Origin of the sequence: Hyphomicrobium methylovorum, from assembly GCF_013626205.1 — a bacterium.
In the GTDB taxonomy this organism is placed as follows: domain Bacteria; phylum Pseudomonadota; class Alphaproteobacteria; order Rhizobiales; family Hyphomicrobiaceae; genus Hyphomicrobium_B; species Hyphomicrobium_B methylovorum.
Genome location: NZ_QHJE01000001.1, coordinates 3,151,593 through 3,175,892, shown reverse-complemented (window position 1 = coordinate 3,175,892; position 24,300 = coordinate 3,151,593). Strand labels below are relative to the sequence as shown.

Genomic DNA, 24,300 nt, shown 5'->3' with positions numbered 1-24,300 from the left:
ACTACGGCACCGACCCCTCGGTTTGCAATCCGTCTCGTGTGATGCGCCTCGCTGGCACGATGCACATGAAGGACCCGGCCGCGCCGCAGATCGTCATGCTGGAAGAGATCATGGGTCGTTGGGCTGGACCCTATGCAGCCGACAATGTGCTCTGCGGCGTGGCCACCGTGCCCGTCAAGCTCGCGGAGAAGCGCAGGGCCGCCGCGGGCGTCGAGATTGATCACCCTCGCCATATCGAGCGCTTCACACAGCACCTCGGTGGCCTGGTCGCACGCAGCGAAGTTGCTATCGAAGGGCAGCACGGTGACGCTCGAACGCTTCAGGTGGCCAATGTCGGCCTCGATCTAGGATGCTCCCCGGAAACTGTACATCGCTTGATGCTCGATCATTTCAACGACCAATGCGTGCCGCCTTGGGAGGTGGATGACTTAGCCGTCAAGGTGATCAATGCCAGCAAATCGCGCGAGAACGACATCGGCTGCGATGCCCTGCCATCGTCGCAGGACGCATTCGGCCATCTCGCTTCGAACGTGCAGGCGGCCACGTCTCCGGTATCGAGCACTGCACAGGGAAAGGCATCCCGCTTCAAGCCCATTCGTGAAAACGAGATGGACGCCATTCCACCACCAATCTGGTTAGTCGATAACCTAGTTGAAGATCGGACAATCTGCGTTGTCGTTGGCGAGAGCGGTAGCTTCAAAACTTTTATCCTTGCCGATCTTTGCTTCTCGGTGGCCGCAGGCGTGAAGACAGCGTTCGGAACCATGCCCAACCGCAGCGGCCCCGTGTTTTATGCGTCGCTCGAAGGGCTTGCCAACGTCATGCAGGAACGACGGCAAGCATGGCGCGAGGGGCGAAGCATCACGGGCACGTTCCCATTCTTCGCTATGCCCGCCCCGGTGCTGTGGAGTGTGGCCGAGCAAGAAGAATTCGTCGCTCAGATTGATGCAACCGGAGAACGGCCGGCGCTCATCGCACTAGAGACGTTCACGACCATGCTTGACGGCAAGGAGAACGACACCGAAAGCGGCGCACTGTTCGCCAAATTCTGCCGTGGCCTTATCGAACGCTACGGCTGTGCGGTGGTTACGGTCCACCATAATTCCGATAAGGACGGCGCATCCAAAACCGGGCGCGGCACATCGAGCATCAAAGGCAACTGCGACAGCATGATTTTGGTCGAGGGTGACCCGGTGACCAGAACCGCCGATGTTTCTGTATTGAAGCATCGCTCATTCGCTATGTCTGCCAAGCCGTGGCACCTGCGGGGGCGGCCTTGTGGCCCGGCGCTGGTGTTTGGGCTTATCACACCGGAAGAGGTGCGAGCGGCGCAGATCGAGCGTGATCCGTACCACCCGACACATATCGGAGCAGCGCTACGCAACCTTGGCGCTGTAAGGCCAGACAAGGCGGTGGCATCTCGGATCCTCGCAAGCGAGCTTGTGCCCACGGAACGCCATGCCACGGTCGAGGAAAGAGATGCCGCAATTAAGTCGGCCACGAACCGGATTAACGAGCGGGCGGCATTCCAGCCTGGGGAGAAAAAATCCCTTTGCGCCTATGCTGAGAAAACAGACCGCGGCTGGTATTGGAGCTTACCAGGCTAACTGCGAAGGTCATCGAGCAGATAAGATCGGTGGCCTATTTCACCCACCTTAAACAACACCCTTCCCGCCCTTCCCGGGGGATAAGCCCCCCGGGGCGGGAGGGAAGGTACGGCACTTACCTCCCGGGACCTCCCGGCTCTCCCGGGCGAAATATAAGGCATTGATTTGGACGTATATTTTTCTCCCGGTTTGCTCCCGACCTTCCCGCGCCAAGTGCAGCCTATTTTTCATTATGGAAATCGACCTGGGAGGAAATCCGGGAGTAGTATTGCATATGCGACTACAATTTGAGATTTAGGAATAGTTATATTGGACGGGTTTTCAATTACACCGCTGATATCCGTCGCTAATAATTTAATTGTATTTTCGCGTCGGTTTATTTCGACCTCGATCTGAATTCTGGGAATTTCGCTCGCGAAAAGTGGCGACCCTCACCGCGCAATATGCGACCAAACCCGTGAATGCCGTTTAATTGCATCTGCATGGGCGACATTTCATTTATTACAAAATAAATTATGAGAACGACATTTAATTACGCGCCATTTTCTTCGATCACCCGATAAACCGAGCTTCGGCCAATGCCGACTTTGCGGGCAATAAACGTGGCCCCATGCTCCGCAGTATCCAATTCGAGGATCTTGGCCACGATATCTGCCGAGAGGGGCTTGCGGCCCTTGTATTTGCCCTCAGCCTTCGCTTTGGCGATGCCCTCGCGCTGGCGTTCGAGCATCATCTCGCGCTCGAACTGCGCCACACTCCCCATGATGTTCAGCATCAGCTTGCCCGTTGGCGTCGTCGTATCGATACCGAGATTTAGGATTTGCAGCCCAGCGCCCTCGCGTTCGATCTGCGTAATGATCTGACCCATGTGCTGGACGTTGCGAGCCAAGCGATCGAGCTTCGTTACCACGACCACATCGCCTGGCCGCACCATCGCCAGCACCTTATCGAGCTGCGGGCGCTTAGCGACGCTGCTCACCTTCTCATCGTATATCCGGTCACAGCCGGCTGCCTGCAAATCCCGAATTTGAGCTTCGAGCCCGGCTTCCTGCTCCATTGTGGAGGTTCGTGCATATCCAATTTTCATTGCAATATCCCTCAAATGAACCAATAGCATCTAAGATAGATGCGCTAATTCGCCCCATATTGCAATATACCATTTAATTGGGGCAGTTTTGTCATATCCCAATTGGGGAGGGCCTAAAGACACAATTCGCACTAGCTATTTGCCCCTCGAACTATTCCGTTCGATACCTTCCCTCGCCGTGGTGGTCTGCGGGCCAAATCTACCCGGCACCCTACCCCCGGACCCCCGCCGAACGGCATTCCTGATAACAATTCCAGGCTTTGTCTCTTTCGCGCCGTCGCAAAAATTCAGCCGAAAATTCCGGCGGAAAAATTCGAAAATGCCCCCACTTCTATTTCCGGCCGCTATTCCGAAATAACCGGTCAGTTAATTCCGGCGGCGATTACCGCAACCCGAATTTCCATAACATTCTGCGGCATTGACAATTTACCCGTGCAAGATTCTCCGGATTAACCCCGGAGAGCCGAAAATGTCTTTGGTCGAAGAGATCGCCCCGCACGATATCGAGGCGCTGCACCGCGAGCACTCGCAAAAGTATCGCGATGCACGAGCCGAAGCGGACAAGCTGCACACGTTCCGTCGCGCGGAAGCCGAGCGCACGTTCGCCCACGACGTTCTAAGCGCGTATGCCAAGCGCCGCGAAGCGCTCCGCACAGTTCCGTCGTCATGGGGCTGCGATGGCAGTGGCCGGACCTTCGCCGTGGGTGACCCTGATGCCATCGAAGCCGCCGAAGCGGTCTATCGCGAAGCATTCCGCGCCGCAGAGATCAAACGCGATGGCGCAATCGGTATTGCACGCGAAGAGCATGGCCGCGCCATCGATACGGTGCGCAACACATACCGCCACTCGGGCGGATATCTTGGAGAGACGCTGTGATTGAGACACCCGAACAGAAGTACGCCCGAGCCGTTGAAGAGTTGAGATCTGTTCATGAGCAAATCATGGCCGAACGGACAGCCGAGCACGAAGACCGCATGGCCAATGGCACACCGGACCCGCTCTATGCGCAGTCGCTCAGCCTCTACGAAGATTTGTACCAAGAAGCGCTTGTGGACATCTTCGATGAGTACGCAGTCGAACTTGGCTCCGCGACGGGCGGGAACGGGTGATATATAAGCACAATGCAGGCAGCACCCGAACGCTTCACAGCAAGAGCTGCGACGGTATCGTGACGGAACTCACGAGCTTCGATAATCCGCGCGAGTTCGCGCGCGGCGGCGCATGCATTAGCAATGCTTCATATCGAGTTGCTGGCAAAAATCGAGTTCGGCGGTCACAGCATTTCTTACCGCACTCGGCTGTACGCCCCGGATATCGCGGTTGGATGCCATGACCGGCGACTGATTTCCCCGCATTGGGGATGCAGCCCCCCCCTTAAAACACTTGCATATTACAATAATTTTTGTAATATAACTTCATGAACAGTAGAGACGCCGTCACCTGTCTTGCCGCACTGGCACACGACCAGCGCTTGGCCATCTTCCGCCTTCTGGTGAGGGAAGGACCGTCGGGCCTGCCCGCTGGAGAGATTGCCGATGCCGTCGGCGCAACGCCAACCGGCGCTTCCTTTCATTTGAAGGAACTAGACCGTGCGGGCCTCATCCACGCGACGCGGGTCGGCCGCTACATCCGCTACGCCGTACATTTCGACAAGGTTCGCCAAATGCTGACGTTCCTGACGGAAGACTGCTGCCAAGGCCAGCCGGAGCTTTGCGGTTCAACGATCAAAAAAGCGCGCAAGTTGTGTAAGTGAGAAACGAAATGACCGACGACCGCCCCCTCAACGTCCTCTTTCTCTGTACGGGCAATTCCGCCCGCTCGATCATCGCCGAGGCCATTATGAACCGCGTCGGCGCAGGTAAGTTCAAAGCCTACAGTGCCGGCAGCATGCCCAAGGGGCAGGTCAATCCCTTGGCAATCAATCTGCTCAACAAACTCAATTACGACACCTCGGCGATGCGATCGAAATCCTGGGAGGAATTCGCGGCACCGGGCGCTCCGGTCATGGATTTCGTCTTCACGGTTTGCGACAACGCGGCCAATGAAGTCTGCCCAATTTGGCCCGGGCAGCCAATGAGCGCGCACTGGGGCGTGCCTGATCCGGTTGAAGCCGAAGGTGACGCTGCCCAGAAGGCGTTGGCTTTCGCCGACACCTACCGCATGCTCAACAACCGCATTGGCATCTTCACGAGCTTACCGCTGAAGTCCTTGGATGAATTGAGCTTGCAGAAGCAGCTGGACGCCATTGGCAAGTCCAAGTCTCCGGCGCCAGAGAGAGCCTGACGATGTCCACCTTTGAACGCTATTTGACGGTGTGGGTCGGTTTCTGCATCGTTGTCGGTATCGCGCTCGGCCATTTCTTCCCTGCGGTGTTCCAGTCCATCGGCGCCGTCGAGATCGCCAAGGTCAACTTGCCGGTCGCGGTGCTGATCTGGTTGATGATCATTCCCATGCTCGTGAAGATTGACTTCTCGGCGTTGTCGAAGGTCAAGGAACACTGGCGCGGCATTGGCGTCACGCTGTTCATCAACTGGGCCGTCAAGCCGTTCTCGATGGCGCTTTTGGGTTGGGTCTTCATCGGGTGGCTGTTCAGGCCGTACCTGCCCGCCGACCAGATCAACAGTTACATTGCAGGACTCATCCTTCTCGCGGCGGCGCCGTGCACTGCCATGGTCTTCGTGTGGAGCAATCTCACACGCGGCGAACCCCACTTCACCTTGAGCCAGGTGGCGCTCAACGACGTCATTATGGTGTTTGCGTTTGCGCCGCTCGTCGGCCTCCTGCTTGGCCTCTCCGCGATCACCGTGCCCTGGGATACGCTAGTGCTATCGGTCGGGCTCTACATCGTCGTGCCGGTCATCATCGCGCAGATCATTCGCCGCCGCGTGCTCGCCACCGGCGGACAGCGGACCCTCGACGGATTGCTCCGGCTTCTGCAGCCGCTCTCCTTGCTGGCGTTGCTTTCCACGCTGGTCTTGCTCTTCGGATTTCAAGGCCAACAGATTCTGGCGCAGCCGCTCATAATCGGGATACTCGCGGTTCCCATCCTCATCCAGGTCTACTTCAATTCTAGTTTGGCGTATCTGCTCAACCGAGCGGCGGGTGAAGCCCATTGCGTTGCCGGACCTTCCGCGCTGATCGGGGCCAGCAACTTCTTCGAACTTGCCGTGGCGGTTGCAATTAGCCTGTTTGGCTTCCACTCGGGCGCTGCGCTCGCGACAGTTGTCGGCGTATTGATCGAGGTGCCCGTGATGTTGTCGGTGGTTAAAATCGTAAATTCCTCACGGGACTGGTACGAGAGGGGTCAAGCCGTCGAGAAGCGGGGGTTATCCGCTCAGTTTGGAGAGTGAGCCGTGACCATCACCATCTACCACAATCCCGCCTGCGGCACATCGCGGAACACGCTGGCGATGATCCGGCAAAGCGGTGAGGAACCGGAGGTCATCGCGTATCTCAAGACGCCGCCGTCGCGCGCGACGCTGGTGGATTTGATGAAACGCATGGGTATCGTCCCGCGCGAGCTGCTACGCCAGAAAGGCACGCCCTACGCGGAACTTGATCTCGGCAATCCCAAGTGGAACGATGACCAGCTGATCGACTTCATGTTGAAACACCCCATCCTAATCAATCGGCCGATTGTGGTGACGCCGCTCGGCGTGAAGCTGTGCCGCCCCTCGGAAGCCGTACTCGACATCCTCCCAAATCCCCACATCGGCTCCTTCACCAAGGAAGACGGCGAAGTGGTGCCCTCAAGGAAGACAGCCTGATGGGCAAGAACCGCACGAGTGACCTTCACAACGTCGCTCCCGAGCACCTCCACATCCCTGCCAAGGAAAAGCTTGCTGCAACCGTCGCCCACAAGCCACGCATCCTGTTGCTCTACGGCTCCCTGCGCGCGCGGTCATACAGCCGCTTCCTCACCATGGAAGCGAAGCGCCTGCTGGAGCACTTCGGTGCTGAGACCAAGATCTACCACGCGCATGGTTTGCCGCTGCCCGACGACGCGCCCGAGACGCATCCCAAGGTGAAGGAATTGCGCGAGCTTGCAGCTTGGTCCGAGGGGATGGTGTGGTGCTCGCCAGAACGCCACGGCGCCATGAGTGGGGTACTGAAGTCTCAGATAGATTGGATACCGCTATCCACCGGCGCCATCCGCCTAACTCAGGGAAAGACGCTGGCAGTGATGCAGGTCAGTGGAGGCTCACAATCGTTCAACGCCGTGAACCAGATGCGCGTGCTCGGCCGCTGGATGCGGATGATTACCATTCCGAACCAATCATCCGTGGCGAAGGCCTTCAACGAATTCAACGAGGACGGCCGCATGAAGCCGTCTGCCTACTACGATCGGGTCGTGGACGTGATGGAGGAATTGGTGAAGTTCACGCTGCTTACACGCGACCGCGCCGCCTACCTCGTTGATCGCTACAGCGAGCGCAAGGAAAGCGCAGAGGAGCTGTCGCGGCGGGTCAATCTCCCGTCAGCCGTTGTGGGCGACGATTCTACCCCGTAGTCGATTGCGAGCACCACGGCAAAGTAGTTCGCGTTCCCTGGCATCCAGCAGCGCTGGAAGGATCCAGTGAGGAAAGATCTGATTGCGGCCTGATCCTCGGGATTACGAGTGTCGCCAGACTTTTACCGCGGAAATTAGAAGGATAATCGCGAGCGCGGGTAGCAGGATGGAATTCGGAACAATGCCGAGCAGCAAGCCGCCCACAAAAGTCCCAGCGATTGAACCAAGCGCCATGATCAGCAGAAACGCCTTGTTGCGGCGGAGAACAGAGAAGCTTTGATCGCGACTATAGCGTGCGAATCCGACCAGCATCGTGGGCAGGCTGACCGCAAGCGATAGGCTTCCTGCAAGCTTGATATCCGCGCCAAACAGCAGCACCAGAGTCGGGATCAGCAATTCGCCACCCGCCACGCCCAAGAGTGCCGCGACAATGCCAATGATAAAGCCCGCTATCACGCCAACGATGACCTGCGCGGCACCGGTCAGCAAAGGCTGGGCCGCCGTAGCGTCGTGCCCTAGGAGCAAAACAACGGCGATTGAAACGAGCATGCCCGCTATGACTTTGTAGAGTGTCTCCGATTTCAGACGAGTTGCCCAGCCAGCGCCGAACCATGCTCCGAGCAGGTTGACTACGATCGTCCAGTGATCGGCAATCGCGCTGAAAGGCACCGTCCCGGCTCGGAACGGGAGTGCCGTGGCCACCACAACAAGACTCATGGCCTTATTGAGGATCACCGCTTCCAGGGCAGCAAAGTTGAAAAGACCGATAAGGAGCCGCAATCGGAATTCGGCACCGCCAAGGCCTATCAATCCTCCGAGAACGCCAATGATTGCTCCGCCGCCAAATGCCACTGGAGGGTTTCTGTTTGTCGATGGGTTGGCAGTTTCACTCATGGCCGATATGTATGCATGGATATATCGATGTGGGCGGGAAATATATGCTGATGAGTGTGCCAAATTGTTGATGGTGCGTTGCCAACGGAATGACTGGCGGCGAGCCCGTAGCGAGCAATCGATCTCTTTTCCTGACGGCAAAGGCCGACCCACCCAATCCTTCGGGCATGATCATTCCCTACCGGCATGTTGAGACACCATTCGATTTCAACGCTGACGAGTGGGCAGACTTCGGAGAGATACTCAACGAAGCCAAGCGATATCTGAGCCAATATCAGCCGGACGGTTTCACCATTGGCTGGAACGTCGGTTCGGCCGGTGGTCAGCACGTCTTCCACGCCCATCTTCACATCATCTGTCGCTATCGAAATGATCTTTCAGGGGGCCGGGGATTGCGTGACTTCGTCCTGCGCTGATCGCAATTCGCATACGTCGACCACATGATGCGCGCCTTATCGCGCCCCGATTATTTGGCATCACGAGATAGAGATTCGGTTGACCGCGCAACGCCGCCCGTAGCTCGCAGCGATAATCAGTAGAACGTCGGCCTGCGGCTACGGCGCTTCGGCTTTTGCAAGCGCGCCATTTCAAGCGTGATCGCGTGGCCGCATCAGATCGCGCTCCCCGCGAGCGCCACGCTCGTTGCGGATTACGTCGCCGCAAAGACGTTTTGTACGGACCTCTCGCTTGCGCCGCGTGACCACTGTTTCGTGCGCGACGGCGCGCATTGGAACGTGTGGTGCTTTGCCGTTCGCGAGGATGCGGAGACGTTTCGCGCTCACTTCGGTGGAGAATTTTTGGAGCCGAGCGCACGGCCGAAATGGCCGGGGAAGTGATGGTCAGTACGCAGCGTATAGCTCGGCGATTTGTGCACAAGTGCTCTGACAATATTGCAATTCAGAGCGAATCAATAAAAACAAAAAGCGAACACACCGCTCGGATTCAGGGCCCGCGGTGCGTTCGCAATGCATTCGGAACAATGGCAAGCCGATGATCGTCAGCAGCACTGTTCACAAGCGTTCGGTAGCTGCGCCGCGGGGGCGGTGTCAAGCGATCTTCGGCCCTTCAGAGGGATTCGAAGATGGAAGAAACAGATGCGCCACTTTTAGGTGGAGAACCTGCTGCAGATGATGCGCGGTTGGGGACAAACAGAGTTGTTATCCCCGAGCGAGCCAAACTCGAAAAACCAAAATTCGAGACGTTTGAGATTGCTCTGCAGACGGGGAAGCGCATCGCAGCGTTCATCCGGAAAGAAGGACGCGTGCGCATTGAAGCTGGCGTGCGATTACTGAATGCGCATCCTGACGAAACATACAGCAAGCCTCCTGCAGGTGCTCAAGTGGAGTACCTGCAGGAGTTTGTCCTGCCCGAGGCGCATGCGAAAGCGCGTCGAAGACAATCTCCGTGCCCCTGCTGTCAATTTCAGTCGTCCAAGTTCGCGCGTGGCATTGTGGCGTGGTTTCCCGATGAATGTGTTATCCGGGTCATTGGCCGCGATTGCTTCGCTAGGCTTAGCCCCGAGGAACATCAAAAAGCCCTTCGTAATTATCATCAGCGCCAAAAAACCGAAAAGCAAATTGCAGCGCTACTACGCAACATCCCGCTAATCGGCGGAGTCCGAGACGCCATTGAGAGCAACCTCGATATTGCTCGCAGCCTGGATCGAATCCGCGCTGACATCCTCAATGCACTGTCGAAACATGACGTTCGTCTGTGGCCAATGATCCGGCAAGGTTGGCTCAACACGGTCAAAGAGAGCCGGCGAAATAACGTGTCGCCCGGGCGCATGACCAAGACAACTATCACGACAAAAACGAAAGTCGCCCCAGTGCGTGGAACGCAGTTGATCGCACCAAAGACTTCACTCACCTTCGAAGATCGTCTGCAGCAGTGCATATCAGTCCTGAGTACGATCGAGCCGACGAAAGAATACTATGAGAAAGTAGAACAATCAGACGACCGCGAACGAGCCAAATTAGCGCGTATCATACAGAATGCGTTCAAGACTCTAAAAGCTATCGAAAAAGATATGCTCGACCAACTTCAGTTCGTTGACATCATCACTCTAAAGACCATTCGCTCCTGGAGCCTGCGCGAAGATGCAGAAGCCGACTTGTTTTTGGAGCTGGAAGATGATGATAGCGTTCTTCTGCTAGGTAGAGGGCTTGGACGTTATGAACGAATCCGGATCGACGGTGCACTGAGGCGGCGACTGGAATCGATGACGGGCATCTCTGCGAAGGACATAAATTAGCGATACTAGCTAGGCGCGTAGGATCGCCTGACTCACGTCCGCAACGCTCCCGAAATTCTCTCTGCCGTGTATCCCAGCGCGGCATTCCACGCGATGACGATATCCTGGCTATCCACTCTCAAGATACACCCTGGAAAGCGTTCGCTCAAAATGCCGTCGAGAAGTTCCGCGGCGCGGTTGAGTTCGGCGGGCGTATCGAATTCGATGCCGATGATCAGCGAAGCGAGCGGGCTGACGTAGCCGGTGCTGCCGTTGCCGGTGGCCGCGAGATAGCGTTCGAAGTCGTTACGTTCGAAGCCGCTGCGCCTGGCGCCGAGTTTCGTCTTTTTCAGATCGCCGCTTTTGGCCAAGCGATCCACTTGCCGCAAGCTCAGCCGCAGCACCTTGGCGGCTTCAGCGCGTGTCACGTGCTCGGGAAGCGGCTTGCTCATGGCGGCGGATGATCCGCGAGTCGCGAACGGTCCACAAGGATCGCTGACCGGGACACCATTGGGACACCGACCAATTTCAGGAAAAGAAATCGAAAGCTAAGTCTTTGATTGAATGGTCGGAGCGAGAGGATTTGAACCTCCGACCCCCAGTCCCCCAGACTGGTGCGCTAACCAGGCTGCGCTACGCTCCGACATGCTCGATCCGCGCGATGAACGGCGGCGACGGCCGCGACGCCCTGATACGTGCGCAACCTCGGCCGTGGGTATCGGAACGGCCGCGCCACGTCAAGAACGGACCGGCTGCACCCACGTTTACCGAACGCCCATCAACGCTAAGACACGCCGCCGCAGGACCACCGACATCGCCTTAACGCTTATACTCGGGCAAACGGTCCAGCAGATCGATGATCGGGTTCTCGACCCAGGCGCGCGTCAGCAGATCGCGATGCCGCCCCCCGCCGCCCGGCACGACCGCAACGCCACCGGATGCGAGCCGGTTATCTATCTCGCCGCTGACGGTGACGTCATGCGCAGCAAGAATGCCTTCAAGCTGCGCATTCTGATTGCGCGTCGAGCCAAGATAGACGCTGACGAAAAACGCCGAAGGATCGGCTTCAATCCACTTCGCGAACTTGTCGAGATCGCCGTAGAGGGAATCGAGCAGCACGACGCCGCGGACGCGCTTCTTCAGTCCCCCGCGCTCAATCGCAGAAGCCGCCGCGACATACCCTCCGCTGTAGGCAACGATGACGATCGGCATGCTGGCGAATGTCCGCCGCGATTTCCGGTCACCGTGAAGATGCGAGAGTTGCTGCCCCGCCTCCCCGATAAACCGCCCGAACGCACCCGGCTGCCAGAACTTACCCGCACTCGAGTCCTTCGCATCGACCGCGAGTTGCGGTGCCACCAATACGACATTCGCATTCGACGCCGAAATCTGGCCCGGCACCTTTTGCCGCGCAAGCACGTCGCGCTCAAGCGTCGCGCCATGCCCATGGAAGAAGACCAGCATCAACGCCGGCCGGCGAATGTCGAAGCCCTTCGGGATGTGTAGCAGCACCCGATTATCGTTGTATGTCTGATCTTCCCAGTAGACGTGACCGGATCTCGTGCGATGCCCCTTCCGGCCATTCTCGTTGACATTCAGGAATGGCGTCGACGATCCGGGCAGCGATCCATGATAGGGAAACGGCGCGGCATCGAAGGGCACAAGCGCCGTTCGTGCCGATTTGAGCGGAGCGCTACGAGACTGAACTTGCGTCTTGGACGGCGCAATGGGGCGCTTATTGCCCTTCCGGGCCACAGCCCGCGCGCCGGAAGCAAATGCCAAACCCGCGCCGATGCCTGCCGCAAGAAACGACCGCCGCTTCCATGTCATGGCCGGAGGTCCGTCACGAATAAGGCCTCAGAATGCTTTCATGAAATGAGACATTTACCCTCGCCGTCGAAATCCGTGTGCGAAAGAAGACGAGTTGCCTAGACGCATTACGGTCCAAAATTGTCCATATCGTGAGTGAGAGCAGATCCGCCGCAATTCGGATATCGAACGAATTGAGTGACAGAGTCCCGCATTAAGGGCCCAGCAATCTCGATTAGGCATTTTGGCAACTGCGATCCAACTTATGCAGGCGACGGTTGTTGGAAAGTCACCGAGTTAATACTGTCGCGCGATTCGGCCATGGTTTAGCCAAAATATGACAACCGCTACCAGTGTGAGCATGCCCGCGCCCATGGCGCCCGGCCTAGACGTCCGCACCGTTTCAACCATGACCGCAACGGCTCTCGCCGTCGCAGACATGATCGGCATCGGCGTTTTCACCAGCCTCGGATTTCAGTTGAAGGACATTCCATCGGCATTTTCAGTGCTGATGCTTTGGACGATCGGCGGCGCAGCGGCGCTCTGTGGCGCGCTCGCGTATGCCGAGCTTTCGGCCGCCTTCCCGCGTTCTGGCGGCGAATACAATTTTCTGTCGCGAATATATCATCCAGCCGTCGGCTTCCTGGCAGGATGGATTTCCGCTACCGTCGGATTTGCCGCTCCAATCGCCCTCGCCGCAATGGCGTTCGGGGAATACTTCAAAGGCGTCATTCCCGGATCGCCACCGGCACTTCTCGCTCTCGCCGTCGTCTGGTTGACGACGTTCGTGCAATTGAGCGGCGTGCGCCATTCGAGCAGGTTCCAGAACATAGCGACCGCCGTCAAAGCCACGCTTATCATCGCACTCATCATCGCCGGACTCGCATATGGAAATGCGCAGCCCATTTCGTTTGCTCCGGCAACGGGCGATCTGTCTTATATCACCAGCGCACCGTTTGCCGTGAGCCTCGTGTTCGTCATGTACGCGTATTCCGGTTGGAACGCCGCGACGTACATCGCGGGTGAAATCCGTGACCCCGCGGTAAGCCTACCGCGCTCGATCATCGCCGCGACCTTGATCGTGATCTCGCTCTATGTCGCGCTCAACGCCGTCTTCCTCTACACGACGCCGATTGAAGCCATGGCCGGACAGCTCGATGTGGCGCTGATCGCGGGCAAGCACATCTTCGGTGACTTCGGCGGCCGCATCGTCGGCGCACTGATTTGCATCGGCCTGATCTCGTCAGTCAGCGCGATGACGTGGATCGGACCACGCGTCACGATGGCGATGGGCAGCGATCACCCGTTTCTTGCGCGCTTGGCGAAAACCTCACCCAAAGGCGTGCCCGTGGCGGCAATCCTGCTGCAGCTGGGCGTCGTCAATATCATGCTGATGACCAACAGCTTCGAAGCGGTGCTGGATACCATCCAGTTTAGCCTTACGCTCTGCTCGTTCCTCGCCGTCCTCGGCGTCATCGTATTGCGCTGGAAAGAACCCAACCTCAATCGTCCGTATCGCACGTGGGGCTACCCTGTGACGCCGTTTATCTTCCTCGGTGTCACCGGATTTATGATGTACCACCTTATCGCTGAGCGCCCGTTGCAGTCCTTCATCGGACTGGCGATCATGTCGGCAGGCCTCGGCGTCTATGCGTTCTCTCAATGGCGCGCTGGCGCCGGAAATCTGAGCAAGGTCACAAATGGTTAGAACGCGAATTTTCTCGATGCTTGCCGCAATGATCGTTGCGGCCGCTTCTTCCCTCGCTGCGCACACCGCTCCGGCATCGGCCGCAGCAACGGCGAGCGCCGACGATACCGCACGCTTCCTTGCAGGCATGCCGCCGTCAGACGGATCATCGCTGAAGACCTATACGAACGAAGGCTTCTGGAAGCTGCACGCACGTGTGTTTGACAGCACATGGGATGGCCTCGAAAAGCGCCAGCTTTCGAAAATCCGCACGCTCGTCGCGAAGCATTTCAACGATCCAAAGCCGACGCTGTTCTACACCTTCAGCGGGCCGGACTTTCTCTATGCGGATGCGTTCTTCCCAACGGCTGAAACGTACGTAATGGCCGGGCTTGAACCGCCGGGAGCAATCCCGAACCTGAACAAGTTCTCGAAAAAGGAACTGGCCAACGCGCTCGGCGAACTCCGTGGGTCGCTGAGCTCGGTTCTGAGCTACAGCTTCTTCCGCACCAAATCGATGCGCATCGATTTCGGCAAAGCCCGCATGAACGGAACCGTTCCTGTTTTGATGGCCTTCCTCGCCCGTTCCGGCAAAACCGTATACGACGTCTCGCTTATCGATCTTGATGAAACGGGCGCCGTTCATCCCGCTGAAGAGAAGATTGCCAACGCCAAATCCAAGGGCGTGAAGATCGTTTTCTCTGACAACACCGGCAAGAAGCGCACGCTCTATTATTTCAGCACCGACCTTTCAAACGACGGCATCAAAACCAGCGGCTTCCTAGCTTTTGCTGGCAAGCTCGGCAGCGCCGACGCCTTCATCAAGAGCGCGTCGTATCTGATGCACGAAGACAAATTCTCGACGATCCGCGAGTTCCTGCTCGCAAACAGCTCGTCGATCCTCGAAGACGACTCCGGCATTCCCATTCGCTATTTCGCGCAAGGATGGCGTCTCCAGCCATTCGGACGATACGTCGGACCGATCCCGCTGTTCCGTGGTCAAAACCAGCCCGCGCTCAATCGCGTCTTCTCGAAGGACCGCGCAACGCCGATCGATTTCGGCATCGGCTATCGCTGGCGCCCGATGGAATCGAACCTGTTGCTCGCCGTGAAAGACAGCGCGGCGAACGCCCCCGAACTCTCGCCAGAGAATGCGGCTGCCGAGCGCGAGAAAAATCGCAAAAGCGATAGAAGCGCCGTCGAAGGCAAGCGGGTAAAGGAAGCCCGCGCGGACATTCCGAAACGCGAGCCGCGCACGCCTCGCAAGCGCAAGCAGCAGGCCGCTCCGGTTGGCTCACAGATGTTCTTGTTCGAGCAGCCCTGAGCCGTGAGCCAAGACGCCTAGCTGACCTAAACGTCGGCTAGGTATTGCGACAACGCATCGGCTGTTGCGGGAAAGCGCTGCACGTCAACGTGCTCGGGCAGCGCTGTTGCCGCGATCGCCGCGACGTATCCCTCCGGTACCGATAAATCCCCAACCCGCAAACTGGCGACGCGATCATCCATCCCTCGCACGCCAGTTGATTGGGCAATAACGCCGTGCGCCGTCAGCATCCGGCCGATGCCGCTCCCCAGCGCCTTGGCAACCGCTTCGAGACGAACCCAAGCGCGCAGCACGTCATCGTCACTCGCGGGATCGAGAGCATCGCACGCCGCATCGATGGCAGCCGCTGCGGTAACGAGCCTCTGCCGCCGCTCCAGCGACATCGACAGAGTTCGCGCACCCTCGATGTCGATTCCGACGGCGCCGCTCTGCGCCACGGCAATGAGTGCCACGCCCCCACTATGTGAGACGTTGAAGACCGGCATGCCCGCCGGGAGTTCCGGACGTCCGCCATCGGCCAAGATGAAATCGACGCTGCGGATCGTCGGTCCAGCGTAACGTTCGAGCACGATCCGCGTCGCAATCCGAGCGGCGCGCCAACGCATCAAGGTCTCGACGTCACCGCCCTTGCGTTCGGCACGAGCACGATCTTCGGGTGACAGGCACGGCAGCGCATCCTCTGTTGCAAAGAGTAGCGGCCGCGCAGCATCAAGATCGACGAACGTTACAATCGGCTCTGCGCTGAGTGCTGCGCCAGCCACCTCACGAGGCCCGCGCGCAGTGTTCACGGCTGCTCCGCACGCACCTTCTTGGCCTCAACCGCCAGATTGGCCCCAGTGATCGGCAAACCAAGCAGAATGGCGCGTGCAATCTCAAGCTCGCGAATGGCCGTGAGCACGACCATCTTCGGTTCCGGACGCGCGACCACTTCGGTCACAGGAAGCGGTTCAGGTGTTGGAGCGGTGAACGTCTTTACGGGCGAGATCGGCTTGCGCCCGCGCTTCTTTCGCACGGGTTCCGCGCCGGTTTTCGCGACTTGCTCGGCAACGCGATGGGCCGCAGCCTTGACTTGATCGATCCCATGCTCGCGCAAAATCTTCTGCACACCGCGGATCGTGTAGCCCTCCGCGTGCAGCAGCGCGCGAATGCCTCTGAGCAATTCCATATCTTCCGGACGATAGTAGCGGCGGCCGCCGCCACGCTTCATCGGCCGAATTTGCGGAAACCGTCCTTCCCAAAATCGCAGGACGTGCTTCGGGATCGCTAGCTCATCGGCAACCTCACCGATTGTGCGAAACGCTTCCGCCGATTTGCCCAACTTCAGACCCCCTCTGAAAATCGCAGCTTGCACGCAACGGAGACGCCACCGGCTGCGATTGCGCCGGCGCCTTCCGCTAAAAGGACCTTAGTCCTTCACGTGACCCTTGTTGATGCGATCTTTCATGATGTTCGAGGGACGGAACACCAGCACGCGCCGCGGCGTGATCGGAACCTCTTCACCGGTCTTCGGATTGCGCCCGATCCGTTCGCCCTTCTGACGGATTCCGAACGAACCAAATGACGACAGCTTGACGGCATCACCACCCGCGAGGCTGCCCGAAATCTCTTCCAGCACACGCTCCACGAGATCCTGGCTCTCGTTGCGCGGCAAACCGACTTTGACGACGACGGCTTCCGCGAGATCCGCTCGCGTCAACGTTTTGCCCGTCATAATTTCCTCCCGCCGACGACTATTCGACCTACAATGCTAGCGGCAGTACGTCGCGGGGTCAACGTAAAGCGTTGAATGCGCATGTTAATTGTTTGGCCAAATGAAGAAATTCGGGCTTTTCCAGCCGTGCGCTACCAGCGCGCTAACACGGAGCCCCAGGTAAAGCCGCCACCCATGGCTTCCATCAGGATCAGCGAACCTTCCTTGACGCGGTGAGCCTCGAACGCATCGTTCAACGCCAGCGGGATCGACGCTGCCGACGTATTCCCATGCTTTTCCAGCGTCATCACGATCTTTTCGGGCTCAACGCCAAGCTTCTTGGCAATGCCATCCAGAATGCGCTTGTTGGCCTGATGCGGAATGTAGAGATCGATCTCATCGGCCGCGTAGCCCGTCGCAACCAGCGTTTCCTCGATCACGCCTGAAATCTTCTGCACGGCATGACGAAACACCTCGCGCCCGTTCATGCGCAGATGCCCTGTCGTCTTCGTAGAACCCGGACCACCATCGACATAGAGCAGGTCTTCGTATCGTCCGTCCGAGCGCAACAGCGTGGAGATGATGCCCCGGTCTTCGCGGGTGCCGTGCTGCGGCTGCGCTTCAAGCACAACCGCACCAGCGCCATCACCGAACAACACGCATGTCGAACGATCCGACCAATCGAGAATGCGCGAGAACGTTTCCGCACCGATGACGAGCGCGCGCCGCGATTGTCCCGTCTTCAGAAAATTATCCGCGACCGTCATCGCATAAACGAAACCGGAGCAGACAGCCTGCACATCGAACGCCGCGCCTTTCGTGACGCCAAGCATCGACTGGATGCGCACCGCTGTTGCGGGAAAAGTCCGGTCTGGGGTCGCCGTAGCGCAAACGATCAAGTCGATATCGATCGGATCGATGCCAGCGCGTATCAGCGCCTTCTTGGCGGCTGCGGCTCCGAGAAATGATGTCGTCTCGTGCTCGTCCGCAATATGCCGGCTGACAATGCCCGAGCGTTCACGGATCCACTCATCGGTCGTATCGACGATCTTCGACAGGTCGTCGTTCGTAACGACCTTCTTCGGAAGAGCAGCTCCAACACCGCGAATAACAGAGCGAAGAACTGCGACCACGCCTATACCTTTCGAAGCTCTGCGCTACCGGCGGGCTGTTCCGAGGGCGAACTGGGGGAACTGGCCACGGATAGCTGTTGATGGAAGCCGTTAATATCCGCCGTCAGGCGCGCAATAAGACCGGAGTCAGCCATTTCGTAAGCAAGATCGACCGCGCTCGCAAATCCGAAGGCGTCCGTGCCTCCGTGGCTCTTCACCGCAATGCCGTTAAGCCCGAGGAAAGTGCCACCGTTAACCCGCCGCGGGTCCATCTTTTCCCGCAGAACGCGAAACCCGCCCTGCGCCAGAAATGCCCCAACCTTGCTAATGATCGAACTCTTCATCGCAGCGCGCAGGTAGGCCCCGATCTGCCGGGCGGTCCCTTCGGCGGTCTTGAGCGCAATATTGCCCGCGAACCCTTCAACGACGACAACGTCGACCGCGCCTTTACCAATCTGATCGCCTTCGACGAAACCTTTGTAGTCGAGAGGCAGCGCAACGGCCGATTTAAGCAGCGCATGCGCAGCCTTCACGTCCTCGTTGCCCTTCATGTCCTCCGTGCCGACATTCAGCAGACCGACCGAAGGGCGTTCGACGTGGAAGACCGCACGCGCCATCGCGGCGCCCATCAGAGAAAAGTCGCTCAGTTGCGAAGCTGTTGCACCGATATTGGCGCCAACATCGAGAACGATGCATTCCGCAGAGATCGTCGGCCACAGCGCCGCGATGGCCGGACGTTCGATGCCCGCAATCGGACGCAGGATCAACTTCGCCATTGCCATCAGCGCGCCGGTGTTGCCAGCCGAGACTGCCGCATCCGCTTCGCCGACTTTGACCGCCTCGAGCGGCATCCACATGCTGGAGCCTTTGCCGTGGCGCAGGGCCTGGCTTGGCTTCTCGTCCATCGAGATGATGCGGTCGGTATGAACAATCCGCGATTTTGCAGCGAGCGCAGGATGATCTTTCAGAACGGCTTCGATGCGCGTCTGCTGGCCGTAAAAAATGAAATTCAATGAGGGCTGGCGCTCAAGCGACAGCGCGGCGCCCGGAACCAGGACTTCCGGTCCGTGGTCGCCGCCCATAGCGTCGATAGCAATCGTTTTTGGGCCAGCCATGCGTGCCAAATATGCCCATGATCCAGTCTCCGGCGCGACGCGCACGAAAAACGATCACAGCCCTTTAGAACCCCGGATTCGCCGCGAACATAATCTTTTGGGGTCAACCGACAAGGCGAAATCGCGCCTCATGCACCGCTTGCCGCAGCGGGCGCTCAATCTTTGCTCTTAAGCTTGGATAAAGCTGCGAAAGGGCTCAATTTTTCCTCGCCTGCCGCCTGCGGGTCGCTCCATTTGAACTCGGCATCCCGTTTCCGGGGGTAAGGGTCAAGCGAACCCGATAGCGTCTCAAAGACGATCCGGCCGACCGGAATGATGCCCCGCTCCAGGACGTCGAAATCCGGCCCGGACAGCACGCTGACGTCACCGTCTTCGTCGTCTGAACCTTTCTCGACCTCCGGCCGGAATTCCACATCGTAAGCCGCGGAAATCGTAGAGGCGACCGGCTCCAGCGTAACGACGCACGGCTGTTCCAGAGCCGCCGAGATCGTGCCGACCAGCCTGTATCCGCCACCCGCAACGGCTTTAATTCGAAACTTGGAGCTCAATCGCGAAAGCACGAGCAGCCCCAGCTCCGCAGCAAGAGCATCACGCTCGGCATCCGTCGCCTCGCGTTCCCCGTCGAGATAGCTCGCAGGAATTTCCGTTGCCTTGTAGGCCCAGTCCAAAATCTCTGTCACGATGCTCGCGTCCCGCTCAGCAAATCGCCAAATCCTCCCCGCGCCGCAAACGCTTCAAACGCCTCGTTACCCAGCGCAACGGAAGCACTCCGAACATAGGCGGCAAGCGCGTCCGGATCAGCAGGAGCCTCCGGTTTGTCTCCAAAAACATGCCGGACCAAGCTCTCGCGCAGATCATGGCATCCGGCAAAACTCAGACCCCGGCGATAATCCTTGGCGCGCTCGTAAAAGGCAGCGGCCGCCCGCTTAACCTTCTTCCCAACCGAAAGATCCCCGACCCCCATTTCCCGCATGCAGTCGTCCATATCCGTCACAAAACCTTCAACCAGCCGCTGCGACAGGCGTTGATCCACCACCCCGCCCGCCCGAAGAGTTTCAAGGGCGAAAAAGAGATGTAGAGCAACAATTTCGAAGCGGCCTTCCGGTGTGTCAGGAACGCCCATCCGAGCGTAAAATGCCGGATGCCGCGCCGCGGCCACGACCGCGCCATAAAGCTCGCTTGCTCTCTGGGTGGTTTCGGCACGACGCCTGAACCATTGCAACATGCTTTCGTGGGTCCTTTGATCCATCCGGAAGACCGGGGGAATTGCCTGGGGATCGTGTGGGGATATGGCACTGGCTCTCAGTTGCCCGAAATTTCCGCACATTCTAAACACACCCCTATCGGACGGCGAAGCGATTCTGGTTAGGCGAAGGGCCGAATGCGACAGCATGGCAAGGTACGAGTGCGGCGCGCGGTAATCTCCCGCTTGCTGGCGCTTGCCGCAGTAGCGGTTCTTCCGGCGTGCGAAGGCACGATCACAAAACACGGCCAGCAGTTCCGCGCGACGGATCTTCAGGCGATCCAGCCGGGCATGAGCCAGGATCAGGTCCGCGGTGCGCTTGGCACCCCGGCGACGACGGCCATCGTCGGCGACGGGCGCGCCTTCTATTACATCTCGAGCACGGACACGCAGTCCTCGTTCTTCCTGCCAACTGAGCAGGATCGCCAAGTCGTAGCCGTCCATTTCAATCAGGGCGGCACGGTACAAGACGTGGCGCACTACGGCCTGAAGGACGGCAAGGTGTTTGATTTCATCAGCCGCACCACACCGGCTCCGGGCGGCAAGGATGAAGGCATCGTCAAATCGCTGTTCCGCAACCTCGGCAAGCAGCAGCTCTTCGGAAACACCTGACGCTTAGCCTGCCTAAGCTCCACATCGGGCATAATCCCGCGCGATTTCGCGCGGGCATTGATCCCGCATGACGGCGTTAAGCAATCCTGGGTTGCCCAATCGGGTTATGCGCTTCATGTTGCTGCGCTAGGCTTACGGGTGGATCAAAACCGGGAAGCGCTGCATATGGAAAATATCGAAGTCGGGTTCATGGTCTTTCTGGCTGACGGTGCCGACGCCGTCGGCGCAGTTCGCGAAGTCTCGAACACATCCCTTGTCATCTACGTCGAAAACGGCGGCGAGTTCGAAGTCCCCCGCTCGGCGGTCAAGGACGTGCATTCGGACAAGGTGATCCTCGACGCGGGCCGCCTCGACTCTCACATCCTAAAGGCCGTCGGACACGCGCACGATCGCGAAGACCCGAACCTCACCGGCTAAAACTTTCGCACGTTCAGCCCGCCTCGACGGACGAGCGTCGGAATGTGCAAAAAAACAAAGGCCCCGGATCGCTCCGGGGCCTTCGCATTTGTCAGTATCGAACGCCTACCAGTGCGCCAGAACGGCAAGCAGCAGCAGCGCAACGATGTTGGTGATCTTGATCGCCGGGTTCACAGCCGGACCCGCGGTATCCTTGTAGGGATCGCCGACGGTATCGCCCGTTACCGAAGCCTTGTGAGCTTCCGAGCCCTTCTCGTGCTTGACGCCGTCTTTGTCGACAAAGCCATCTTCGAAGCTCTTCTTTCCGTTGTCCCAGGCGCCACCGCCCGAGGTCATCGAGATTGCAACGAAGATACCCGTAACGATCACGCCGAGCAGCATCGCACCCACCGCCGAGAACGCAGCGCCCTTACCGGCAATCGCGTTGATGACGACGAACAGTACGATCGGCGACAGCACCGGCAGCAACGACGGCGCAATCATCTCCTTGATCGCGGCGCGCGTAAGCAGGTCGACCGCACGAGCGTAGTCGGGCTTCGACGTACCCTTCATGATGCCGGGGTCTGCTTTGAATTGGCGGCGAACCTCTTCAACGATCGATCCGGCTGCACGTCCGACCGCCGTCATCGCGAGGCCGCCGAACAGGAAGGGGATGAGACCGCCGAGCAGAAGACCCGCAACGACGTATGGGTTCTCAAGGCTGAAGTTGATGTGTACGTCCTTGAAGAACTGATAGCCCGTCGCGCCCGGAGCATTCGCTTCCGAGATGAAGTGCTGCAGGTCGTAGCTGTAGGCCGCGAACAGCACGAGCGCGCCGAGGCCCGCAGAACCGATCGCATAACCCTTCGTCACAGCCTTCGTGGTGTTGCCGACAGCGTCCAGCGCGTCCGTCGAGCGACGAACTTCCTTCGGCAGTCCGGCCATTTCCGCAATGCCACCCGCGTTGTCCGTCACCGGACCGAACGCGTCGAGAGCGACGATCATACCGGCAAGACCGAGCATCGTCGTTGTCGCGATCGCCGTTCCGAAGAGACCACCAAGCTGATACGTCGCGATGATGCTCGCAACGATCGCGATCGTCGGCAACGCGCAGGCTTCAAGAGAAACCGCAAGCCCCTGGATCACGTTGGTGCCATGACCCGTCACCGACGCCTGGCTGATCGACCTCACCGGACGATAGCCGATGCCGGTGTAGTATTCGGTGATCCAGACGATCAGGCCCGTCAGCGCGAGGCCGATGAGCCCGCAGATGAACAGGTTTTGTCCCGTAATCACCTGCCCCGCCGCCGTACCGACTTCACCAAACCCGCCGAGCACGTATTCGGTCGCGACCCAAAGGCCGAGCACCGACAGCACACCCGACGCGATAACGCCGCGATAAAGCGCGCCCATGATCGAGCCATTCGTACCGAGCTTCACGAAGTACGTGCCGACAATCGACGTGATGATGCACGCTGCGCAGATCGCGAGCGGATAGAGCATCAGCGCAGCGAGGCTCGGCTGACCGGCGAAGAAGATCGCGGCGAGAACCATCGTTGCAACGACCGTCACGGCATAGGTTTCGAACAAGTCGGCCGCCATACCGGCGCAGTCACCGACGTTGTCACCAACGTTATCGGCAATCGTCGCCGGGTTGCGCGGATCGTCTTCGGGAATGCCCGCTTCCACTTTGCCGACGAGATCGCCGCCGACGTCCGCACCCTTCGTGAAGATGCCGCCGCCGAGACGGGCGAAGATCGAAATCAGCGACGCGCCGAAGCCGAGCGACACCAGAGCGTCAACCACATCGCGGCTGCCCGGCGCCAAGCCCATTCCGTCCGTCAGGAACGCATAATAACCGGCGACACCAAGCAGTGCCAAACCGGCGACGAGCATGCCCGTGATCGCGCCAGACTTGAACGCGATGTCGAGGCCCTTGCCCAACGAAACCGTTGCAGCCTGCGCCGTTCTGAGGTTAGCGCGCACCGACACGTTCATGCCGATGAATCCGGCGAGGCCCGAGAGAACCGCGCCGATCAGAAATCCGAATGCCTGAAGGGGTCCAAGCAGCAGCCAGGCCGCCACAAAAATAACAGCTCCGACAATCGCAATAGTACGGTACTGACGGTTCAGGTACGCCTGAGCACCCTCCCTGACAGCAGCCGCAATTTCCTGCATGCGTGCGTTGCCTTGATCGGCACTGAGCACGAAGTTCGAGGTAATGAATGCGTAGAGGATGGCCAGCGCCCCGCAGGCGATGATCCCCAGTAGTATGCTGCTCATGGAGTGGTCCTTTTTGCCCCGTTATTATGGCGGCTCGAACCAGCCGGAAGGCGATGGTTCGATTCCCCCCTTTGGCTTCCTAGGTACACAGAGTCGCGGCGGACCATGCCAAAAGCGCACGGGCGTTGCAACCAAGTCACTGGCGCCACGCCCATGAAAAAGCGGCCCGACGAGAAATACTCGTGGGCCGCGAAAGTCAGAAGATGGGGACGGGAAAGAGAGCCGCCTTAGCGGTGGCGGTGGTGGCCCCAGTGGCGGTGTCCGCCGCGGTGGCCCCAATGCCGGTGATGGCGATGGCCCCAATGACGGTGCCCCCAGTGGCGATGGCGCCAGCGGGGTCCACCATAGTAGTAGCTCGGACCGCCGTAGTAGCCGTAGCGATAGCGCCGCGGATAGTATCCGTAACCACCCCAGCCCGGCGCACCGAAGCCGAAGTAAAGTCCACCACCGCGCCAACCGCGGTGACGCCAATGGCGATGACCCCAGTGCCTATGACGGTATCGAACCTGGGTAGCACCAGGCGCAGGCTTCTCGATGTTCATCTTGGTTAGTCCGGCAGCCGCGTTCGCGGACGCCGGCGACGTTCCGGCGAACGCCAAAAGGCCGCCGAGAACGGATAACGACATGAATAATTTTCGCATGTGAATCTCCTAGATACGGCACCCGTTACGCTCTGCGAATTCGGACAGTACCGATA

At 58.9% G+C, this 24,300-nt stretch carries 28 protein-coding genes and 1 tRNA gene; 15 read left to right on the top strand and 14 right to left on the bottom strand.

Annotated features, from left to right (window positions below; genetic code table 11):
- Nucleotides 1-59: 59 nt before the first annotated feature.
- Nucleotides 60-1,607, top strand: a complete 1,548-nt coding sequence (locus DLM45_RS15135) for an AAA family ATPase (RefSeq protein ID WP_181337907.1) — start codon at nt 60-62, stop codon at nt 1,605-1,607.
- A gap of 532 nt (nt 1,608-2,139) precedes the next feature.
- On the opposite strand, the gene DLM45_RS15130 is transcribed toward DLM45_RS15135, so the two are convergent.
- A complete protein-coding gene (locus DLM45_RS15130) occupies nt 2,140-2,694 on the bottom strand; it encodes a recombinase family protein (RefSeq protein WP_181337906.1) in 555 nt (184 codons plus the stop codon).
- A gap of 469 nt (nt 2,695-3,163) precedes the next feature.
- Between DLM45_RS15130 and DLM45_RS15125 the strand changes: the two genes are divergently transcribed.
- From DLM45_RS15125 to arsH, 7 genes are all read left to right on the top strand, one after another.
- On the top strand, nt 3,164-3,571 hold the full coding sequence (locus DLM45_RS15125; protein WP_181337905.1) for a hypothetical protein: 408 nt from the start codon (nt 3,164-3,166) through the stop codon (nt 3,569-3,571).
- Nucleotides 3,568-3,804, top strand: a complete 237-nt coding sequence (locus tag DLM45_RS15120; RefSeq protein WP_181337904.1) for a hypothetical protein — start codon at nt 3,568-3,570, stop codon at nt 3,802-3,804. Before DLM45_RS15125 ends, DLM45_RS15120 begins: the two co-directional genes overlap by 4 nt.
- Before the next feature lie 308 nt (nt 3,805-4,112).
- Nucleotides 4,113-4,448: an ArsR/SmtB family transcription factor gene (locus DLM45_RS15115; RefSeq protein WP_181337903.1), complete on the top strand. Its 336-nt coding sequence runs from the start codon at nt 4,113-4,115 to the stop codon at nt 4,446-4,448.
- An 8-nt stretch (nt 4,449-4,456) separates the two neighbouring features.
- Nucleotides 4,457-4,978: an arsenate reductase ArsC gene (locus DLM45_RS15110; protein ID WP_181337902.1), complete on the top strand. Its 522-nt coding sequence runs from the start codon at nt 4,457-4,459 to the stop codon at nt 4,976-4,978.
- Nucleotides 4,979-4,980: 2 nt separating this feature from the next.
- Nucleotides 4,981-6,045, top strand: coding sequence for an ACR3 family arsenite efflux transporter (gene arsB / locus DLM45_RS15105; protein WP_181337901.1), 1,065 nt, complete (start codon nt 4,981-4,983; stop codon nt 6,043-6,045).
- Nucleotides 6,046-6,048: 3 nt separating this feature from the next.
- Nucleotides 6,049-6,462, top strand: a complete 414-nt coding sequence (arsC, locus tag DLM45_RS15100) for an arsenate reductase (glutaredoxin) (RefSeq protein ID WP_181337900.1) — start codon at nt 6,049-6,051, stop codon at nt 6,460-6,462.
- Entirely contained in the window at nt 6,462-7,205 is a 744-nt protein-coding gene (gene arsH / locus DLM45_RS15095) for an arsenical resistance protein ArsH (RefSeq protein WP_181337899.1), read from the top strand. The genes arsC and arsH overlap by 1 nt, the downstream gene beginning before the upstream one ends.
- Before the next feature lie 102 nt (nt 7,206-7,307).
- On the opposite strand, the gene DLM45_RS15090 is transcribed toward arsH, so the two are convergent.
- Nucleotides 7,308-8,099, bottom strand: a complete 792-nt coding sequence (locus DLM45_RS15090; RefSeq protein WP_181338362.1) for a sulfite exporter TauE/SafE family protein — start codon at nt 8,097-8,099, stop codon at nt 7,308-7,310.
- 167 nt (nt 8,100-8,266) lie between these two features.
- On the opposite strand from DLM45_RS15090, the gene DLM45_RS15085 reads away from it, so the two are divergent.
- The 3 genes from DLM45_RS15085 to DLM45_RS15075 all read left to right on the top strand — a co-directional run bounded on the left by DLM45_RS15085 (nt 8,267) and on the right by DLM45_RS15075 (nt 10,353).
- On the top strand, nt 8,267-8,515 hold the full coding sequence (locus tag DLM45_RS15085) for an HIT domain-containing protein (protein WP_181337898.1): 249 nt from the start codon (nt 8,267-8,269) through the stop codon (nt 8,513-8,515).
- A gap of 177 nt (nt 8,516-8,692) precedes the next feature.
- The gene (locus tag DLM45_RS15080) at nt 8,693-8,935 is read left to right on the top strand and encodes a hypothetical protein (protein ID WP_246317436.1); all 243 of its coding nucleotides are present in this window, start codon (nt 8,693-8,695) and stop codon (nt 8,933-8,935) included.
- Between the two features lie 245 nt (nt 8,936-9,180).
- Entirely contained in the window at nt 9,181-10,353 is a 1,173-nt protein-coding gene (locus DLM45_RS15075; RefSeq protein WP_181337897.1) for a hypothetical protein, read from the top strand.
- Between the two features lie 32 nt (nt 10,354-10,385).
- Here the strand turns inward: DLM45_RS15075 and DLM45_RS15070 are convergent, their stop codons facing one another.
- From DLM45_RS15070 to DLM45_RS15060, 3 genes are all read right to left on the bottom strand, one after another.
- A complete protein-coding gene (locus tag DLM45_RS15070; protein WP_181337896.1) occupies nt 10,386-10,784 on the bottom strand; it encodes a helix-turn-helix domain-containing protein in 399 nt (132 codons plus the stop codon).
- Nucleotides 10,785-10,897: 113 nt separating this feature from the next.
- Nucleotides 10,898-10,975, bottom strand: a tRNA-Pro gene (locus tag DLM45_RS15065).
- A 176-nt stretch (nt 10,976-11,151) separates the two neighbouring features.
- A complete protein-coding gene (locus tag DLM45_RS15060) occupies nt 11,152-12,162 on the bottom strand; it encodes an alpha/beta hydrolase (protein ID WP_181337895.1) in 1,011 nt (336 codons plus the stop codon).
- A 352-nt stretch (nt 12,163-12,514) separates the two neighbouring features.
- On the opposite strand from DLM45_RS15060, the gene DLM45_RS15055 reads away from it, so the two are divergent.
- Both DLM45_RS15055 and DLM45_RS15050 read left to right on the top strand, forming a co-directional pair.
- Complete coding sequence (locus tag DLM45_RS15055; protein ID WP_246317434.1) at nt 12,515-13,849, top strand: APC family permease; 1,335 nt, start codon at nt 12,515-12,517, stop codon at nt 13,847-13,849.
- A complete protein-coding gene (locus DLM45_RS15050; RefSeq protein WP_181337893.1) occupies nt 13,842-15,152 on the top strand; it encodes a hypothetical protein in 1,311 nt (436 codons plus the stop codon). The genes DLM45_RS15055 and DLM45_RS15050 overlap by 8 nt, the downstream gene beginning before the upstream one ends.
- Nucleotides 15,153-15,178: 26 nt before the next feature.
- On the opposite strand, the gene DLM45_RS15045 is transcribed toward DLM45_RS15050, so the two are convergent.
- The 7 genes from DLM45_RS15045 to DLM45_RS15015 all read right to left on the bottom strand — a co-directional run bounded on the left by DLM45_RS15045 (nt 15,179) and on the right by DLM45_RS15015 (nt 20,396).
- Nucleotides 15,179-15,940, bottom strand: a complete 762-nt coding sequence (locus DLM45_RS15045) for a 4'-phosphopantetheinyl transferase family protein (protein WP_210269857.1) — start codon at nt 15,938-15,940, stop codon at nt 15,179-15,181.
- Nucleotides 15,937-16,470 (bottom strand): MerR family transcriptional regulator, encoded by a 534-nt coding sequence (locus DLM45_RS15040; protein ID WP_181337892.1) that lies wholly within the window; start codon nt 16,468-16,470, stop codon nt 15,937-15,939. The genes DLM45_RS15045 and DLM45_RS15040 overlap by 4 nt, the downstream gene beginning before the upstream one ends.
- An 87-nt stretch (nt 16,471-16,557) precedes the next feature.
- The gene (locus DLM45_RS15035) at nt 16,558-16,863 is read right to left on the bottom strand and encodes an integration host factor subunit alpha (protein WP_181337891.1); all 306 of its coding nucleotides are present in this window, start codon (nt 16,861-16,863) and stop codon (nt 16,558-16,560) included.
- A gap of 131 nt (nt 16,864-16,994) precedes the next feature.
- Entirely contained in the window at nt 16,995-17,975 is a 981-nt protein-coding gene (locus DLM45_RS15030) for a beta-ketoacyl-ACP synthase 3 (protein WP_181337890.1), read from the bottom strand.
- A gap of 2 nt (nt 17,976-17,977) precedes the next feature.
- Nucleotides 17,978-19,069, bottom strand: coding sequence for a phosphate acyltransferase PlsX (gene plsX / locus DLM45_RS15025; protein WP_181337889.1), 1,092 nt, complete (start codon nt 19,067-19,069; stop codon nt 17,978-17,980).
- A 155-nt stretch (nt 19,070-19,224) separates the two neighbouring features.
- Nucleotides 19,225-19,749, bottom strand: coding sequence for a YceD family protein (locus tag DLM45_RS15020; RefSeq protein ID WP_343062324.1), 525 nt, complete (start codon nt 19,747-19,749; stop codon nt 19,225-19,227).
- On the bottom strand, nt 19,746-20,396 hold the full coding sequence (locus DLM45_RS15015) for a ubiquinol-cytochrome C chaperone family protein (RefSeq protein WP_246317432.1): 651 nt from the start codon (nt 20,394-20,396) through the stop codon (nt 19,746-19,748). The genes DLM45_RS15020 and DLM45_RS15015 overlap by 4 nt, the downstream gene beginning before the upstream one ends.
- Before the next feature lie 54 nt (nt 20,397-20,450).
- Between DLM45_RS15015 and DLM45_RS15010 the strand changes: the two genes are divergently transcribed.
- Both DLM45_RS15010 and DLM45_RS15005 read left to right on the top strand, forming a co-directional pair.
- Complete coding sequence (locus tag DLM45_RS15010; protein WP_181337887.1) at nt 20,451-20,924, top strand: outer membrane protein assembly factor BamE; 474 nt, start codon at nt 20,451-20,453, stop codon at nt 20,922-20,924.
- 165 nt (nt 20,925-21,089) lie between these two features.
- Nucleotides 21,090-21,341, top strand: a complete 252-nt coding sequence (locus DLM45_RS15005) for a hypothetical protein (protein ID WP_181337886.1) — start codon at nt 21,090-21,092, stop codon at nt 21,339-21,341.
- Between the two features lie 105 nt (nt 21,342-21,446).
- On the opposite strand, the gene DLM45_RS15000 is transcribed toward DLM45_RS15005, so the two are convergent.
- Entirely contained in the window at nt 21,447-23,603 is a 2,157-nt protein-coding gene (locus DLM45_RS15000; protein ID WP_181337885.1) for a sodium-translocating pyrophosphatase, read from the bottom strand.
- Nucleotides 23,604-23,830: 227 nt separating this feature from the next.
- Nucleotides 23,831-24,244 carry a VrrB protein gene (locus tag DLM45_RS14995; protein WP_181337884.1) on the bottom strand — a complete coding sequence of 138 codons (414 nt, stop codon included), beginning with the start codon at nt 24,242-24,244 and terminating at the stop codon, nt 23,831-23,833.
- Nucleotides 24,245-24,300 lie beyond the last annotated feature (56 nt).